Origin of the sequence: Sphingomonas sp. PP-CE-1A-559 (genome assembly GCF_004340965.1) — a bacterium.
Lineage (GTDB): Bacteria > Pseudomonadota > Alphaproteobacteria > Sphingomonadales > Sphingomonadaceae > Sphingomonas.
The window spans coordinates 1149353-1166200 of record NZ_SLYA01000001.1 but is presented as its reverse complement, the minus strand read 5'-3'; the positions used below and the strand labels follow the sequence as shown (position 1 = coordinate 1166200).

The 16848-nt window shown below is 65.0% G+C and carries 16 protein-coding genes, 1 tRNA gene and 1 pseudogene; 5 read left to right on the top strand and 13 right to left on the bottom strand.

The features are described from left to right. Positions 1-32 precede the first annotated feature (32 nt). Positions 33-1859 carry a glycoside hydrolase family 15 protein gene (locus C8J42_RS05355; RefSeq protein WP_133019140.1) on the bottom strand — a complete coding sequence of 609 codons (1827 nt, stop codon included), beginning with the start codon at positions 1857-1859 and terminating at the stop codon, positions 33-35. Continuing rightward, positions 1852-2643 (bottom strand): glucose 1-dehydrogenase, encoded by a 792-nt coding sequence (locus C8J42_RS05350; protein ID WP_056063232.1) that lies wholly within the window; start codon positions 2641-2643, stop codon positions 1852-1854. Before C8J42_RS05350 ends, C8J42_RS05355 begins: the two co-directional genes overlap by 8 nt. 161 nt (positions 2644-2804) lie before the next feature. Between C8J42_RS05350 and C8J42_RS05345 the strand changes: the two genes are divergently transcribed. Both C8J42_RS05345 and C8J42_RS20445 read left to right on the top strand, forming a co-directional pair. Further along, a complete protein-coding gene (locus C8J42_RS05345) occupies positions 2805-4949 on the top strand; it encodes a catalase (protein ID WP_133019139.1) in 2145 nt (714 codons plus the stop codon). Positions 4950-4996: 47 nt separating this feature from the next. After that, a pseudogene (locus C8J42_RS20445) lies at positions 4997-5362 on the top strand (glycosyltransferase); the annotation flags it as partial. Positions 5363-5872: 510 nt separating this feature from the next. On the opposite strand, the gene C8J42_RS05335 reads toward C8J42_RS20445, so the two are convergent. Genes C8J42_RS05335 through C8J42_RS05325 form a run of 3 tightly spaced genes read right to left on the bottom strand, consistent with a single transcriptional unit; the run spans position 5873 to position 8401 of the window. Then, positions 5873-6463 carry an SAM-dependent methyltransferase gene (locus tag C8J42_RS05335; RefSeq protein ID WP_133019137.1) on the bottom strand — a complete coding sequence of 197 codons (591 nt, stop codon included), beginning with the start codon at positions 6461-6463 and terminating at the stop codon, positions 5873-5875. Next, positions 6453-7205 carry a PIG-L family deacetylase gene (locus C8J42_RS05330; protein ID WP_133019136.1) on the bottom strand — a complete coding sequence of 251 codons (753 nt, stop codon included), beginning with the start codon at positions 7203-7205 and terminating at the stop codon, positions 6453-6455. The genes C8J42_RS05335 and C8J42_RS05330 overlap by 11 nt, the downstream gene beginning before the upstream one ends. Further along, positions 7196-8401, bottom strand: a complete 1206-nt coding sequence (locus tag C8J42_RS05325; protein WP_133019135.1) for an acyl-CoA dehydrogenase family protein — start codon at positions 8399-8401, stop codon at positions 7196-7198. The genes C8J42_RS05330 and C8J42_RS05325 overlap by 10 nt, the downstream gene beginning before the upstream one ends. An 83-nt stretch (positions 8402-8484) precedes the next feature. Between C8J42_RS05325 and C8J42_RS20035 the strand changes: the two genes are divergently transcribed. Next, the gene (locus tag C8J42_RS20035) at positions 8485-8637 is read left to right on the top strand and encodes a hypothetical protein (protein ID WP_165895430.1); all 153 of its coding nucleotides are present in this window, start codon (positions 8485-8487) and stop codon (positions 8635-8637) included. Between the two features lie 8 nt (positions 8638-8645). Here the strand turns inward: C8J42_RS20035 and C8J42_RS05320 are convergent, their stop codons facing one another. Beyond that, on the bottom strand, positions 8646-8912 hold the full coding sequence (locus C8J42_RS05320; protein WP_133019134.1) for a hypothetical protein: 267 nt from the start codon (positions 8910-8912) through the stop codon (positions 8646-8648). A 142-nt stretch (positions 8913-9054) separates the two neighbouring features. On the opposite strand from C8J42_RS05320, the gene C8J42_RS05315 reads away from it, so the two are divergent. After that, a tRNA-Ser gene (locus C8J42_RS05315) sits at positions 9055-9144 on the top strand. A gap of 31 nt (positions 9145-9175) precedes the next feature. Here C8J42_RS05315 and C8J42_RS05310 read toward each other — a convergent pair. From C8J42_RS05310 to C8J42_RS05295, 4 genes are read right to left on the bottom strand one after another with little or no spacing between them, the layout of a single operon-like run. After that, positions 9176-9607, bottom strand: coding sequence for a DUF1178 family protein (locus C8J42_RS05310; protein ID WP_133019133.1), 432 nt, complete (start codon positions 9605-9607; stop codon positions 9176-9178). Further along, positions 9604-10431 (bottom strand): carbon-nitrogen hydrolase family protein, encoded by an 828-nt coding sequence (locus tag C8J42_RS05305; protein WP_133019132.1) that lies wholly within the window; start codon positions 10429-10431, stop codon positions 9604-9606. Before C8J42_RS05305 ends, C8J42_RS05310 begins: the two co-directional genes overlap by 4 nt. Then, the gene (gene grxC, locus C8J42_RS05300; RefSeq protein ID WP_056063132.1) at positions 10431-10685 is read right to left on the bottom strand and encodes a glutaredoxin 3; all 255 of its coding nucleotides are present in this window, start codon (positions 10683-10685) and stop codon (positions 10431-10433) included. The genes C8J42_RS05305 and grxC overlap by 1 nt, the downstream gene beginning before the upstream one ends. A 31-nt stretch (positions 10686-10716) precedes the next feature. Beyond that, positions 10717-11439 (bottom strand): ComF family protein, encoded by a 723-nt coding sequence (locus C8J42_RS05295; protein WP_133019131.1) that lies wholly within the window; start codon positions 11437-11439, stop codon positions 10717-10719. Positions 11440-11508: 69 nt separating this feature from the next. On the opposite strand from C8J42_RS05295, the gene C8J42_RS05290 reads away from it, so the two are divergent. Next, positions 11509-12369, top strand: a complete 861-nt coding sequence (locus C8J42_RS05290; protein WP_133019241.1) for a class I SAM-dependent methyltransferase — start codon at positions 11509-11511, stop codon at positions 12367-12369. Here the strand turns inward: C8J42_RS05290 and C8J42_RS05285 are convergent. From C8J42_RS05285 to C8J42_RS05275, 3 genes are all read right to left on the bottom strand, one after another. Beyond that, complete coding sequence (locus C8J42_RS05285) at positions 12366-12758, bottom strand: response regulator (protein WP_133019130.1); 393 nt, start codon at positions 12756-12758, stop codon at positions 12366-12368. The genes C8J42_RS05290 and C8J42_RS05285 overlap by 4 nt on opposite strands. Positions 12759-12822: 64 nt before the next feature. Beyond that, complete coding sequence (locus tag C8J42_RS05280; protein ID WP_243644094.1) at positions 12823-15297, bottom strand: ATP-binding protein; 2475 nt, start codon at positions 15295-15297, stop codon at positions 12823-12825. Between the two features lie 5 nt (positions 15298-15302). After that, positions 15303-16595: an EAL domain-containing protein gene (locus C8J42_RS05275; protein ID WP_268795424.1), complete on the bottom strand. Its 1293-nt coding sequence runs from the start codon at positions 16593-16595 to the stop codon at positions 15303-15305. Positions 16596-16848: the final 253 nt, after the last annotated feature.

Genomic DNA, 16848 nt, shown 5'->3' with positions numbered 1-16848 from the left:
TAGCGTAACCCGTTCAGACGCCTGGAGTTTCCTCAGGCCCATGCCCTCGGCCCGCCATCGTTCAGTGCGCGGTCGAGGTAGAAGGCGGCGCTGATCAGCGCGAGGTGGCTGAACGCTTGCGGGAAGTTGCCGAGGAACGTCCCGTCCTGCGCGATCTCTTCCGCGAACAGGCCGAGATGATTGCCATGCGCGAGCAGTTTCTCGAAGTTGAACCGTGCCTCGTCGAGCCGACCTGCCCTTGCCAGACATTCGACGTACCAGAACGAACAGGCGACGAACGTCCCCTCCTGCCCCGGCAGGCCGTCGTCGATCTTGTAGCGATAGACCTGCCCGTCGTCGGACAGATCGTCGCCGATCGCTTTCAATGTCGCCAGCCATTTTGGATCGGTCGGGCCGATGAAGCGGACCAGCGGCATCATCAGCAACGCGCCGTCGACCGCCTTGTCCTCAGGCGTATCCCCTTTCGCGCGGACGAAGCGGCCAAGATCGTCGTTCCAGAAATTCGCCCAGATATCGTCGCTGATCTCGGTGCGCGTTTCCGACCAGCGGACCAGCGGCGCGGGGAGCGAGCGTTTCTGCGCCAGGCGAACGGCGCGATCGACCGCGACCCAATTCATCAATCGCGAGTGGAGGTATTCCTTGTCCGGCCCGCGCACTTCCCAGATGCCCGAGTCCGGATCGCGCCATGTATCGCAGACGTGATCCACGACGCGAATGATCGCCTGCCAGGAATCGTGCGCGAGCGGCTCGCCGTATTTGCTGCCGAGATAGGTCGCATCGAGCAGCGCACCGTAGATGTCGTGTTGCGTCTGCCCATTGGCGTCGTTGCCGACGACGATCGGCGATGCGCCTTCGAACCCGGCGAGATCGAGCTTGCGTTCGGACGCGACCTCACCGCCGTCGAGCGCGTACATCACGCCGAGATGCCCCTTCGAACAAGACTGCGCGCGGTCCATCGCCCAGTGCATGAAGCCGACCGCCTCGTCCTGGAAGCCGAGCCGCAGCAGCGCGTAGACGGTGAACGACGAATCGCGGATCCAGGTCGCTCGGTAATCCCAGTTGCGAACGCCGCCGGGCGCCTCGGGCAGGCCGAACGTCGCCGCTGCCGCGATCGAGCCATGCTTGCGCGAGGTCAGGAGCTTGAGCAGCATCGCCGAACGCTCGACGGTCTCGCGCCAGCGTCCGCGGTACAGCGACTGGCGGCTCCACTTGCGCCAATAGGCGATGTCCTTCTCGACGACCGCGTCGAGTGCCTTGGCATCGAGCGACACGTCGTCCGGGTTGCTGAGCACCAGCGAAACGGTGTCGCCCTCTGCCAGCACGATCTCCGCGGTCAGGTCGCAGCCATCGGCGACCAGCGATGCCTTGGCATGCAACGCCAGCGCGAGCCCGCATTCGTGGTCGAACTTGCCACGCGATACCTCCGCCTCACGACCCGTGACCGAGGCGGTTCGTCCTTCGGTCCCGTAATCGAACCGTGGCGCACAGCGGATGCGGATCGTCGCCTCGCCGCGCGTGCACGAGATCCGGCGGACCAGCCGCGACGGCACGTCCTCGTCCGCGTTCCCCACCGGCATCAGGTCGACGAGGTCGATGCTCGCCTGCTCGCCCATCCAGCGGGTCATCAGGATGTTGGTCTCGGGCAGATACATCTGCACGACGCGCGCGTCAGGCAGATCCGGTTCGATCGCGAAGTGCCCGCCCTTGTCGATATCGAGCAGGCGCGCGAACACCGTCGCGCTGTCGAGGCACGGCCAGCAAAGATAATCGATGCAGCCGGTCGTATCGACGAGCGCGATCGTCTCCAGATTGCCGATCGCGCCGTGATCGGCAATCGGCGTCGTGGCCGACTCAACCATTGTCGCGGAAGCCGGGGTAGAGCGACATGCCGCCGTCGATCGTCAGGGTGGACCCGACGATGTAATCCGCCGCATCCGACGCCAGGAACAGCGCGGCGCGGGCCACGTCGTCGGGATCGCCGACGCGGCCGTAGGGGATCAGTTCGAGCAGCTTGCCCTGATCCGCCGTCGCATCCGCGTTGATCGCGGTGGCGATCGCGCCGGGGGCGATGCCGTTCACGCGGATACGGTCGCCCGCCACCTCCTGTGCGAGCGTCCGCATCAGCATCCCGCTGCCGCCCTTCGAGGCCGCATAATTGGCGTGCCCGGCCCAAGGGATGACCTCGTGTACCGAACTCATGAAGAGGATCTTGCCGATCGCCCGGCTGACGCCGCGGTCGCCCTGTTTGCGAAAGCGCCTTACGGCTTCGCGCGAGACTAGGAACTGGCCGGTCAGATTGACGTCGATGACACGCTTCCAGTCCTCCAGCGTCAGGTCGGCATAGGCCGCATCCTTCTGCATCCCGGCGTTGGCGAACACCACGTCGACCCCGCCGAACCGCGCGACCGTCTCGTCGAACAGGCGGATGACCGCGGCTTCGTCGGAGGTATCGGCCTGGAAGGCGAACGCCTCGCCACCGGCCTGCTCGATCCGCTCGACGACCTCGCGCGCCTTGTCCTCGCTGCTGTTGTAGTTGACCGCGACGCGCGCACCGGCGGCGGCAAAAGCGATCGCAGTGGCGCGCCCCAGCCCCGAACTGGCACCGGTGACGATCGCGGCCTGGCCCGTCAGGTCGATATGCATGGCTAGTCTTTCGGTTGGGAATATCCCGCCCCCAACGCGCTCCGGCCCGCCTTCTATCCCTCGCCCGGCAATCTTGCTGATCTGCGTTAAGTGGCCGTTTTCGGTGCAACTCTTAGCCCGCCCCGCGCGCTGTGGGTCCTGAGAAGCTACGAGGACGGCACATGACCAAGACCATCGCCAAGGATACCGGCACGCCCCCGCAGGGCGCCAAGTTCGAGACGCAGATCGGCGAAGGCGGCGAACTCCACCAGATCGCCAGCGGCGACGGCGACGTGCTGACGACGCAGCAGGGCATCCCGGTGTTCGATGACCAGAATTCGCTCAAGGTCGGCGATCGCGGGCCGACGCTGCTTGAGGATTTCCACTTCCGCGAGAAGATCTTCCACTTCGATCACGAGCGGATCCCCGAGCGCGTCGTCCACGCCCGCGGCTATGGCGCACACGGCACGTTCACACTGAATGAAAGCCTGGAAGAGTTCACCAGCGCGGGCGTGCTGACGGAAGTTGGCGAGCAGACGCCGATGTTCGTCCGCTTCTCGACGGTCGCCGGCAACAAGGGCTCGGCCGATCTCGCCCGCGACGTGCGCGGCTTCTCGGCAAAGTTCTACACCAAGGAAGGCAACTGGGACATTGTCGGGAACAACATCCCGGTGTTCTTCATCCAGGATGCGATCAAGTTCCCCGACCTGATCCATGCTGCCAAGCAGGAGCCCGACCGTGGCTTCCCGCAGGCACAGACCGCGCATGACAATTTCTGGGACTTCATTAGCCTGACCCCGGAATCGATGCACATGGTCATGTGGATCATGTCCGATCGTACCATCCCGCGCGGCTTCCGCTTCGTCGAGGGTTTTGGTGTTCACACGTTCCGGCTGATCAATGCCGAGGGCAAGGGCACTTACGTCAAGTTCCACTTCAAGCCGAAGCTAGGCCTGCAGTCGGTCGCCTGGAACGAGGCGGTCAAGATCAACGGTGCCGATCCCGACTTCCATCGTCGCGACCTGTGGGACTCGATCAGCCAGGGCAACTTCCCCGAGTGGGATCTGGGCGTGCAGTTGTTCGACGACGAGTTCGCCGACAATTTCGAGTTCGACGTGCTTGATTCGACCAAGATCATTCCTGAGGAACAGATCCCGGTCCGCATCATCGGCAGCTTCAAGCTCGATCGTCTGGTCGACAATTTCTTCGCCGAGACCGAGCAGGTCGCGTTCTGCACGCAGAACATCGTGCCGGGGATCGGCTTCACCAACGATCCGCTGCTACAGGGCCGCAACTTCTCGTATCTCGACACGCAGCTGAAGCGGCTCGGTAGCCCGAACTTCACGCATATCCCGATCAATGCGCCGAAGATCCCGGTGAAGAACTACCAGCAGGACGGTCACATGGCGATGCGCAACCCCAAGGGTCGCGTGAACTATGAGCCGAACAGCTGGGACGGTCCGCGCGAGAGCCCATCCAAGGGCTACAAGCACTTCCCGTCGCAGGAGACCGGGCGCAAGGCACAGGTGCGTTCGGCTACGTTCGCCGATCACTACAGCCAAGCGCGGCAGTTCTTCATCAGCCAGACAGAGATCGAGAAGAAGCATATCGGCGATGCGCTGACGTTCGAGCTGTCGAAGGTCGAGCGTGTCGATATCCGCGAGCTGATGGTCGGGCATCTGCTCAACATCGACGAGAAGCTGGCGAAGACGGTTGCGACCGGCCTCGGCCTCAAGAAGATGCCGCCAAAGGCGAAGGCTGCGGTCGAGACGCGCACCGACCTGCCGGCTTCGGATGCACTCAGCATTTTGAAGAACACCAGCGGCAGCTTCGAGGGTCGCAAGCTCGGCATCCTCGTCACCGACGGGGCACCAGCGGCGATCGTGCAGGCACTGGTCGACGGGATCGTCGCGGCGAAGGCCACGTACGAGATCATCGCGCCGAAGGTGGCAGGAGCGACGCTCGACGACGGGACGCTCGCCGAGGGCAAGCAGAAGATCGATGGCGCGCCGTCGGTGCTCTACGATGCCGTCGCGATCGTCGTATCGGCGGACGGTGCGAAGAAGCTCGGCAAGGACAAGCCGGCGAAGGACTTTGTCAGCGACGCGTTCGGGCATGCCAAGTTCATCGGCTTCAACGCCGACGCGAAGCCGTTTCTGGAGAAGGCCGGCATCGAGGACGAGGACATGGACGACGGCGTGATCGCGCTCGGCGGCAAGGGCGATGTCGATGCGTTCCTCAAGGCGCTCGGCAAGCTTCGTATCTGGGACCGCGAACTGAACGTCGATCTGGACGCGCCAGCGTTCGAAAACCCCGAGGCGGCTTGATCGCTTCGATCAAACCCAGGTCGTCGCCACCACACGCTCAGCGTGCGGTGGCGATCGCCATTCCGGTCAAGAACGAAGACCAGTATTTGCGTGGCTGCCTCGACGCGCTGGATCGTGCGGCTGGGCGCTTCGGCGGCAACGTAATCATCGTCGCGATGGCGAACGACTGTACCGATGGCACGATCGATATCCTGACTAACTGGCGGCCGACGCATGCGACGCTCGCATGGTCGGCCGTTTCGCTTTTGCCGGGTGCGCGGCACGCCGGTTGGGCCCGGCGGCTAGCGCTCGACGCGGGGGCCGCGCTGCTCACGCGTCATACCGATCTTCTGCTGTCGACCGACGCGGACACGAACGTCTCCGCGGACTGGATCGTGCGGATCGTCGCACATATCGACGCGGGTAACGACGCCGTGGCCGGCCGTGCGCTGACGCTTCGGTCCGACCGTGCGAGCCTCGGCGTGGCGGCACGGCGGCGGCTCGATCAGCTCGGGCGCTATTATACCGCGCTGGATTATCTCCGCGCGCGCGCCGAGACCGAAGACCATGATCCCTGGCCCCGTCATTTCTACGAAGGCGGCGCGAGTATCGCGGTCACCCACGCGATGTACCGCCGGATCGGTGGCGCCCCCACCCCGCCCGTTGCCGAGGACCGCGCGCTGTTCGATCGGATTCGTGCGCATGGCGGGCAGGTTCGGCACCCGCTCGACGTCCGCGTCTTCACGTCGTGCAGAATTTCAGGACGCGCGCCCGGTGGCATGGCGGACGCGGTCGCGCGGTGGATCGACCAACCGGTCGATGCGCCGCTGCACGAGACGTATGCGGTGACGGCGGCGCTAAATCCCGCCTACGCGAACCCGGGCGATCAGCTCAGCTTCGCGACATTGCCCGATGCGATCCGCGAGGCGCAGACGCTGATCCGCCTAACGCGCGCCTTCCAGTCGCCAGAGGTCGAGACGATACGCTTCGTGCCGATCGCCGCGAACGACCGTGACGCGATCACCGAGCGCGGCGTGCAGTTCGGCGACGGCATCGTCCCCGCTTTTGGGATAGTCGGTCTCGCCGATCCAGTGGACCAGCATCACATACCCGCCTGACGCCGCCGCCGAGCGGACGTACGCTGCCAGCCGGACGATGTCGGCGCTGTCCCAGTAATAGACCACTTCCGACAGCAGGATCAGGTCGAACGTCCCTGCGGGAGCGTCTTCGGGAAGTCGGCGCTGCTCGATGCGGATATGCGATTGGTCCGCGCACCGTGCGCGCGCCGCCGCGACAGCGGTTTCCGACACGTCGAGCGCGAGCAACGCGTCGCAGCGGGAACCGAGCCGTGCGGTCAGGACGCCGTTTGCGCAGCCGACTTCCAGCGCGCTCTTGAACCGCTCCTTCGGCAACGCGGCCAAGGTCTCGTCGTACTTCGCCGCCTCGTACGGGCTGGTCTCGAACTCCCAGGGGTCGCCCTTGTCCTTGTAGAGCGCCTCGAAATATTCGGGTTCGATCGAGTGTTCACGGCGCATCGCGAGTCTCCAGCAGCAGGGTATTCGGCCGGTCCATCAGCCGCATCATCGCGTTCGGCAGACGGAAGTTCTCGCGCGCGCCGACGATCCGCCCGCCGCGCTGGCTGCGATGGCACGCCATCGCGCGACGCTGTCTGGGCCGTCCGGATGCCGTGGCGATCGACAGCACGCGGGCGCCGCGCAGGCGCTTGGTCAGGTCGGAGACGGTCCAGCCCCAGACGACATACTGGAAGAGACGGCAATGCGCACGGCTCGCCACCGCCCCGGCGAGTGCGGCGGCGGCCTCGTGGTCGCAATGCGGTTCGCCGGACCATGTCACGGCGATCTGGCGGACGCCGCGAGCTTTGCACCACGTGGCCAGTCGATCGACGCTGCGCACGAACAGCGGATCGCCCTTCGAAGCCGGCGACGCGTCGGGCCAATCGAGATAGAGCGCGTCCTGCTCACCACCCAGGGCCTTCAACGCCGCTTGAGCCTCGCCGCGCCTCAGCCCCGCGATCCGTTTTCTACTCCAGCCCGGCGCATCGGGATGCGATCCAGCGCCATCGGTCAGGAACGCCGTATGAACCCGGCCGCCAGCCGCCGTTACCGAGGCGATGAACGCGCCGCAGCCAAGCGTCTCGTCATCGGGATGCGGCGCCAGTACGAGCCAAGGCCCCTGCCCCGCAGCCGTCTGGGCCGTCATCCGCCGTGCACGCCGCGTGAGGTTGCTCCAGGCATTGCCGCCCGGCGCTACCACCACCGATCGTCGCCCCAGCAATCATCCTCTAGCCACGCCGCCGCCGCCCGGTCGCGCGCCTGATCCGGGACCGGCTGGCGCAAGTACAGCCCGAGATCGCGCGTGATCCGGTCGATCCGGCTGGCCGCGAAGAACGACGCAGTGCCGACCGAGCGCGCCGCCGCCTCCATCGTCTTCAAGCCCGCTTCCTCGACGATACCCCGCGTCATCAGCACGAACGGGATCGCCTCCGCCGCCTGCGTCTCCGCAAGGTGTGCAGCGCGCCGAACCCAGACCCCTGCGCTGCGCGTTTCGGTCAGACACGTCGCGAACCGTGCGCGCTGGATCGCGTCGTCGCCCTTGCCGGTCGCGACAAGATGATCGCGCAGATGCCTAACCAGCGCCTCGATCGCGCCGAGCTGCACCGCGGTGAACCGCCACGCGCCGGCACTGAACCGCGGTTCGGTCTCGTACACGTCGGGCGCACCGATCATTCCCTCGGGACCAATCGGCATGCCGGAGAAATCGAAGAGCCCGCTGCACGTCCCGCGCATCCCGCGGACCTGCCACCCGCTATTGTCGGCGCGTGCGGTTTCGCCAGCGATCGGCACGAGTACGAGTTGCTTGCCGCCGGTCGCGTCGCGCGCGGTCACCAGGATGCGGTCGAGATGCCCCGCCCCTGTCGCAAAACTCTTGCGGCCGTCGAGCACCCAGCCGCCGGGCGCGGACTGCCGGATCGAGAGGCCAGGCGTCGGCTCGGTATTCCAGACACCAAACACGCGGCCAGCTGCGAGATCGTCCGCCAAGGCTGCCCGCTGCGCATCGTCGCCGTAGGCGGAAACGAGTTGGGCCGCGTTCACATGCCCCTCGAATACGCGGCCAAGACTCAAGTCCGCGCCGCCGATCGCCCGCAACACGTCGACCAGCGCATCGGTCCGTGCCGGTGTCGATACGTCGATGAATTCGGCTAGCGCCCCCGCTTCGTGCAGCGCGGCGACGCGGTCGGCCGGAAACGACTCCTCGCCGTTGCTGCGATCCCAGTCCGCCGCAAGCGCGCGAACGCTTTCCAGGACGGTCCAACCCTTTGGATGAACGGGCGATTGTGCCGGCGATAGTCTGGTCAGTGGATCGATCCCCGCGCGCTGCGAACCGTGCGATACGGCCGCTGTGCGACTAGAACGCCGGACCGCCGCGAGCGTTGCGTGAATCGCCGCCGACAATGGTTAACCGCATCCGAATCCGTCCCGAACCTTTGGTTAACGCTTGCCCGGCATAACGGCGGAATCGGAAGGGAAGCAGATCGATGGCACATAAACAGGATATCTTCGCGCTGGTCGGCAAGCGGATGTGCGCGTCGCCGAGCCGTCACGATCTGACCGCGAGCTATGATCGGCCGCAGATCGCCGACCTCATCCGCCGGATCGACCGCGCGCTGTTGGATCGCCGCGCCGCCTGATCATCGCTTCAGTCGTCGGATCGTTCGGCGAACCCGATCGCCGCGGCATAGGTTTCGGCGGCGCGGATCTCGCGCGCATCCTTGAACGCGACGTGCGGCGCGGGCGCCACTCCGGTCGCACGCAGGACCGCCCAGAGCGCAAACCGCCGCCCCGCCTCCCGCTCGGTCCCGAACGCGATCGACACGCGCTCGCGTCCCGCCTCCAGCGCTTCGGGGCTGAGCGTATCGATGTCGGTCGTGCCGAAGAAATGCTGCGAGATCGCGTCGAGGTCCATGGATCGGGCCTAGCCGACGCTCTGCCTCCTGCGCAATCGCACGCGCGCCTGCGCCCACATACCAAATCGGCACATCGCGGTGGTTGCGATCGCGACGCTCTCCGCTTAGACGCCGTCGTCCCGGCTCGCCGGGTCACGGCGTGGAAGAGTGTCCGAGTGGTTTAAGGAACTGGTCTTGAAAACCAGCGATGGGGTAACTCATCCGTGGGTTCGAATCCCACCTCTTCCGCCACGCGCTGCCTGAACTCGGGCCTGAACGCGGCTCAGTTGGTCTTTTCGGGCGGCACGACGGGTAGCGGCAGCGGCGCGACCGGCACGCCCTCTTTGACCAGTGCCTTCGCTTCGGCGAGACTAGCCTGACCGTGGATCGTCGCCTGCTTCTCTTCGCCGAAATGCATCGCCCGGGCGCGGTCGGCGAAGGCGGTGCCGACCCATTCCGACGATTCGAGCGCTTTGGCCTGTCGCGCGGCAAGCATCTTCATCGCGGCCTTCAACGCCTCCGGGCTCGGCGGAGAGGGCTTGGAGTTGCTCTTCGACGGAATCGCGGGCGCCATGACCGCCTTGGTGACATCGCCATCGTTGCAGACCGGGCATTGCACCTGCCCCGCCTTGCGCTGGCTCTCATACGCGTCGCTCGATCCGAACCATGCCTCGAAAACGTGCCCGCCGCCGCATCTGAGGTCGAAGACGATCACGACAGGCTGGTAACGGCGGGAATCGCGCGACGATGGGCGATCACCGGAATGCGCGACCGGACCTGCTCTACGCGAGCGGGATCGATCTCGGCGAAGGCAAGCCCTGCCGTCCCGCCCATGTCGAGGATCACGTCACCCCATGGATCGACGACCAGCGAGTGACCATAGGTCTCGCGTCCGTCCGCATGAACGCCCGTCTGCGCGGCTGCGACGACGAATGCGCCCGCCTCGATCGCCCGCGCGCGCAGCAGGATATGCCAGTGCGCGGCGCCGGTCGGGCGCGTGAAGGCAGCCGGAACCGAGAGGATCGTCGCGCCTGCATCGCTGAGCGCACGATAGAGATCCGCGAACCGCACATCGTAGCAGATCGACGGGCCAAGGCGTCCTGCCGGCGTATCGACGACGATCGCCGCGTCGCCACCGGCGTAGGCGGCGGACTCACGCCAGCTCTCGCCGGTCGGGAGGTCGACGTCGAACAGGTGGATCTTATCGTAGCGCACCCGGATCGTCCCGGCCGCGTCGATGACGAACCCGCGATTGGCGAACTTGCCGTCGGGCCGCCGCACGGCAAGCGATCCCAGATGAACCCAGACACCGGCATCGGCGGCCGCAGCACGCACGGCAGCGAGCACCGGATCCGTATCCTCGGCGACAATGGAAGACGCGCCACGAGACCGATCGCGATCGATCAGCCCGGACATTTCAGGCGTAAACAAGACCGCCGCGCCGGCCTTTCCCGCGTCACGGATCGCTTCGACCAGCGTCGCGGCGTTGACGGCGGGATCGATCCCGCTCGTCATCTGGAGGACGCCGATCTTCGCCATCAGGCGAGAAGTGCGTCGAGGCCGCCCTTCGCATCGAGCGCGGCCAGATCGTCCGATCCGCCGATATGCTTACCGTCGATGAAGACCTGCGGCATGGTCATGCGACCGCCCGACCGCTCGACCATCTCGGCCTTTTTCGGGCCCCCCATCGTGACGTCGAACTGCTCGGGCTCGACCCCCTTCGATGCGAGGAGCTTCAGCGCGCGCGTGCAATACGGACAGAACGCCTTGGTGTAGATTTCGACTTTAGCCATGCAGCGGAAATGTGGTCTCGGTTTGCCGTTGTCAATCGTCCGACGCCGGCAAGACCCGCGCCCAGCACAGGATCACGACCGATCGCGCGCCCGCCTTGAGCAACGCTCGCGTACATGCCTCGGCGGTAGCGCCACTGGTGTAGACGTCGTCGACCAGCACGATCGCTTTGCCCCGCACGCGATCGCGCGCGGGGACCGCGAACGCGCCCGACACCGCCTTTTCTCGCTGTCGTCCGCCGAGCCCGCGCAACAGGGTTGTCCGCCGGGGCCGCGTCAGGACGGTGCGATCGTGCCCTACCCCCGACAGCTTCGCGATGGCGTCGGCGATCAACGCCGCCTGGTTGAAGCCGCGCGACCATATTCGCCAGCGGTGCAGCGGGACCGGCACCAGCAAGTCGACCTCGTCCGGTAGCAAGCGCCGCATCTGTCGGGCCATGGTTTCCGCAAAGGCGATACGACCGCCATATTTCAGGCGCAGCGCCAGCGTCCGCGCGATCGGACCGTACGCGACGGCAGCACGGACGCCGGCATGACGCGGCAGATCCGCGAGGCATGCCGCACACCGTGCATCGTGGCCGCGGTCGAATGCGAAGGGCAGGTTGCAGCCGGCGCACCAGGGCGGCCCCAGGAACCGCAATCCGGTCCAGCAGATCGAGCAGAACCGGTGATCCTCGGCAACCGGGGTGCCGCAACCGGCGAACCGCGGCGGCAAGGCGATCCCGGCGATGAAGCGGAACGGGGCGAGTATTGTCATCCAGCCCCCCATGAGTGCCAGCCCTTGTCGGAGGCGAGCGACCACGGCACAAGCGAAGACGTGTCCGATATCGTTTCAGAAAACTCCGCCCCCGAGATCTTCGACCGCGCCGCGCGCCGTGTTCGCCGGAACCGCGCCGCGCCGGGCTATGCCGAGCACGACTTCCTGCGGGCAACAATGCTCGACGGGATCGCCGAGCGGCTGGATGCGGTGACGCGAGACTTTACCGACATCCTCGATCTCGGCTGTTTCGACGGCGCCTTCACCCCCCCGCCGGGTGCTCGCGTGGCACGCTGCGATGCGGGGTTCGCGTTTGCCGCCAAGCCGGGCGGCGTGCAGGCAGACGAGGATCGCCTCCCCTTCGCCGACGCCTCGTTCGATCTCGTGGTGAGCGCTGGCGTACTCGATCAGGTCAACGACTTGCCCGGCGCGTTGACGCTGATCCGCCGCGTGCTGCGTCCTGACGGCCTGTTTCTCGGCGCGTTCGTCGGTGCGGGAAGTTTGCCGGCACTGCGCAGCGCACTGAGGTCCGCGGAAAGCGAGCGGCCCGCCGCGCGTCTCCACCCACAGATCGACGTACGATCTGCCGGCGACCTGCTGATGCGCGCGGGGTTTGCTCTACCCGTGGCCGATGTGGAGACGCTCGACGTCGGGTACCGCGATCTCGGCCGGCTGTTCGGTGATCTGCGCGGAATGGGGGCGGGTAATATCCTGGCCGAGCGCCAGCCTCTCGTGTCGGCGACGGTGGGACGGACCGCCGCTGCCTTCGCTAGCGCATCCGACGATCGTGGCCGGACGCACGAGACATTCCAGATCGTGTTCCTGACCGGCTGGTCGCCAGACCCGTCTCAGCCCAAGCCAGCGAGACGCGGCAGCGCGACTGCATCGCTCGGCGCGGCGCTAGGGCGCCACGACCAGAGCGACGCCTAGACGATCAGGCCGTCGCCGTCGGCGCCCCGTGCCAAGATCATACCCATCGCGTCGAACAGCGAATCCATCGCGACCGGCTTGAAAATAACGTCGTCCGCACCCGCCGTTATACAGCGCTCCCGCAGATCGGGCGCGATATCCGCGGTAACGACAATGATCGGCACCTTGGCTTTGGCGTCCTGCCGGGCACGAATATGTTCGATCGCGGTGATACCATCCATGCCCGGCATCCGCAGATCGACGAGGATCATCGCGAACTCCTGTTCATCGAGGATTTCGAGACCGCGTTCCGCACTCTCCGCCTCGACCATCGATACGCCGGCAACGTCGAGCATATCCTTGACGACACGACGGTTCATCCGGTCGTCCTCGATGAACAAAACGTTCACCGCAATCCCCACTTAACATAGATCAAAGGAGGATATGTCGTGGCCATATGCAGGCCTCTACGCCTCATGCAGCATGCGATACAAGGTCCGGATTCACGCCGTTGGCAGATACCGATCCATCGAACATGATCGCAATCAGCGCACCCCCGCTCACCGGCTTCGCAACGACCCGCGTGATCCCCGTACGCAGCAGTTCCTCGCGCTCCTTCTCTGCGGCGACAGGCCATAGCAACGTCGTCTCGGCGCCCGAGATATACGCCGCCTCGGCAATCCGCGACAGTCCGCCCAGCGCGTTGTCGCTCGCGCGCACCGTCGCATCGTCGATCAGCACGCGCGCGACGTCCCCATTGGCAAGACGCATGACCGCTTCGTCGACCGACGCCGCGAAGGCGATCGGGCCGCCGTAAGGCGCGAGCAAAGTCTTGAACATGCTGCGCGTGATCGGATTGCGATCGACGATCAGCGTGCCCGGTCGCGTATCCGTTTCGACGATCTCGACCGCCTTCGTGTCGGCCCGGACAAGCGGCAGGACGAGCGTGAAGGTCGCCCCCTGCCCCACGATGCTGTTGACGGACACGTCACCGCCCATGGCCCGCGCCAGATTGCGACAGATCGACAGTCCCAAGCCAGTGCCACCGAATTGTCGTGTCGTCCCGGCATCGGCTTGACGGAACGATTCGAAGATCTCCTCGATCTTGTCGGCGGGAATACCGATGCCGGAATCGGTGACGCCAACGCGCAACCGGTCGTCGTCGCCGACCTCGATGCTCAGTGCGACATGGCCCGTCTTGGTGAACTTCAGCGCGTTCGACAGGAGATTGAAGACGATCTGTCGAACCCGTGCGGCGTCGCCCATGATCATCGCAGGGCAACCGCCGACATCGACGGCAAAGGAAAGGCCTTTCGCGCGCGCCTGCTCTTCCCACATCCGCGCAGCGTCCGTCACCGTTGCGCAGACGTCGAACGGAGCCGCCTCGATCGTCAGGTTGCCGGTTTCCATCTTGGCGACGTCCAGGATGTCGTTGACGAGCGCCCGCATCGTGATCCCGGCGCCATGCACCACGCCAAGCCGGTCGCGCATGTCCGCCGGAAGCGTCGGGTCCGCCAGCATCACCTGAGTCATGCCCAGAATACCGTTCAGCGGCGTCCGGATCTCGTGACTGGTCGTGGCCAGGAACTCGGTCTTGGCGGCCAGCGCCTTACCCAATGCGCTGTTCGTCGTCGCAAGGTCGTCGTTGGCAGCACGTACCTGATCCCGGCTGCGACGGATCGTAACCAGCCCGATCGCCAGCAGAACGATGACGACCGCGACCGCCGCGCCCGTCGCGATGAAGATATTCCGCTGAGTCCGCGCCTGCGTGCGCTCGAACGCGATGCTGCGCTGCAATTCGCTGGCCTTGAGCTGGCTGATCCTCAACTCCTGATTGGCGAAGTCGAACCGCGCCGCCATCAGCGCAGTCTTCGTGTCGGTGGCGAGCTTGGTGCCAGCGTCGTCAAGGCGCTTGAGAGCTTGCAGATGCACCAGCGCCGAAGTGGTGTCGCCCGTTGCCGTGAAGACATTGTACGCGGTCTGATGAAAATCGCGGTACGAAATGCCCGTGGTTTTTGGATCAATCCCGACCAACGCGCTTTCGATCAATCGATTAGCGCGTGGCAGGTCACCATGTTGCAACGCCGCCTGCGCTGCCGTTGCAGTCAGGCGCCCTGCGAGACTCGGGTCACTGGGATCGGCCATCGCCCGCCCGTTCGCGATCGCCCGGTCCGCAAGCGTCAGGTTGCCAAGTTCGAGCTGCACGCGCGCGATGTTCATATAGATCAGCTCGAGCAGGTTCCTGCTGTTAAGCTGCTTCGCGAGATCGAGCGCGTTCTTGAACTGCTCCGCGGCCTTCTTGTATTGTTTGTCCTCGGCGAACACCAAGGCACGGTTGTTGTAAACCGAGACGGCGATATTGACGTCCCCCCGATAGATATCGAGCGCCTGCTGATAATAGCGATCGGACGTCTCAGGGTCCTTAGCCTGCGTGTAGAGCAACGCTATAAAGACCAGCGCCCGCGACTGTCCCCGGGCATCGCCTAGCTTTCGGTAGATACCGAATGCCAGTTGATAGTCGATCAGAGCATTGCCGACATGGCCCTGATAGCTGTCGAGCCACCCCATCGATATGAGCAGGTCGGCATGAAGCTTCGACTTTGGCTGATACCGTTTCACCGCCGCAAGTGCCCCCCGGATAAGCACATCCGCCTTGTCGGGAGTATTGATCCGGAGATACGCCTCGCCTTGCAGCCATTGCGCGGTGGCGATCGCGATGCCGCGAGCTTTCTCGTCGGCGATTTGTGCACCAAGGCGTTCGGCGACGATCGCTTTGGGCAACGCCTTGGCCGGATCGACCAGCATCGTCGCATTGGCATCCGCAACCGTCGTCTCGTATCGGTCGGCAGCAACGTCCTCTGCCTGGACGATAGCCGGTTGCGCGGACACGGCTGGGCCGATGAACGTCAGGGCTACGGCGGCGGCCGCTACGATCCAGCGCTGGGCCATTGCGATCAGGCGCGCTTCCAGACGGTCGCGAGCCGATTGAACGGCGCGCGCATATCGGCTGCCAAAGCCTGATACTTTCCGTCATCGAGAAAGTGGATCAGCGCATCGAGGTTGATCGGTCGGCTAATGAGGAAGCCCTGGATCATGTCGCAGCCCATCACCGACAACAGTGCCATCGCCGCCTGGGTCTCGACACCCTCTGCGACCACCTCCATCTCGAGCGCGTGCGCGAGGTCGATCGTCGAGCGGACGATCAGCGGGTCGCGATTCGAACTCGTGAGTTGCGTCACGAAAAGCTTGTCGATCTTCAGTTCGCGTGCCGGCAACTGCTTCAGATACGCCAGCGACGACAAGCCGGCGCCGTAATCGTCGATCGCGATTACGATCCCGATATCCGCGAATATCTTGAGGTTCGCGATCGCGCTTTCCGGGTCACGGATGACCGACGTCTCCGTGATCTCAAACCCGAGTTGCGCCCCGCTAGCCTGAACCAACTCGCAGGCGCGACGAACGAAACGCTTGTCGGCGAGCAATGCCCCCGCGATGTTGATGAAAATCCGGAGGTCGTGACCACTGGCAGCCAGTGCCTTCTGATCGGCAATCGAACGGCGAATCGTCCACAACGTGAGTGCGACGATATCCCGCGACTCCTCGGCCAGAGGAATGAAGTCGTTGGGCAGCACGAGCCCGCGTGTCGGGTGGTTCCAGCGGACCAGCGCCTCGACGCTCGTGACCTCCTGGCGACGGAGATGAACCTTTGGCTGGTATTGGAGGAACAGTTCCTCCTTTTCGATCGCACGCGTCAGGTCCAGCGATAGCTCGGCACGATCCATTGCCGCCGGGTTGCCGGTTACGTCTCGCGCGATCGTGATTCGTTCGGCCCGGGCTTCGCGCAACGCGTGCTCGGCCTCTTCTATGAGCAGGACCTCGTCGCGATGCGCCGAGGCGGCGGCAGCCCCCAACTGGATATGGATCACATACGACTCACCGTCGATGTCGAACGGGTCCTCGAACGCGATTTCCAGCGCGGCGATCGCAACGTCCAAGGCTAGCCGTGCCTCGCTCTCGAAGACGATTTCCGCCGTGTCGCGTCCCGCGACCATGACCCTGGCGTCGGGCAGCGTATCGGCGATCCGCGCCGCGACATCGACTATCACGGTGTCCGCCCTCGATCGTCCGAGATGACGCCGCAACACCGCGAAATTCGCAACCTCGGCAAGCACGAGAAACCGCCAAGAACCTTGTGAAGCCTGGCATATCGCATCCCGCGTGCGCTTTATCGACAGGTCGGCGTCCAACAGCCGAATGCCCCCTAAATGCGGGCTGCCTACGACCTGACCGTGCGGAATGTGGCTCATCCCAACCCGAATAGCTCGGACGCATAAATATACCCTTAAGCACTTAGCACGCCCGGACGCCAAGAAGATGGTTAACAAATTACAAATGTTATTGTTTAACGCTTCATTAACCGATATTCGGGACCGGCACCTTCTCGGTGCCAATTAGGGAGCAAAACATGCTGAAGCTCATTATCGCGCTCGTTTACGGCGA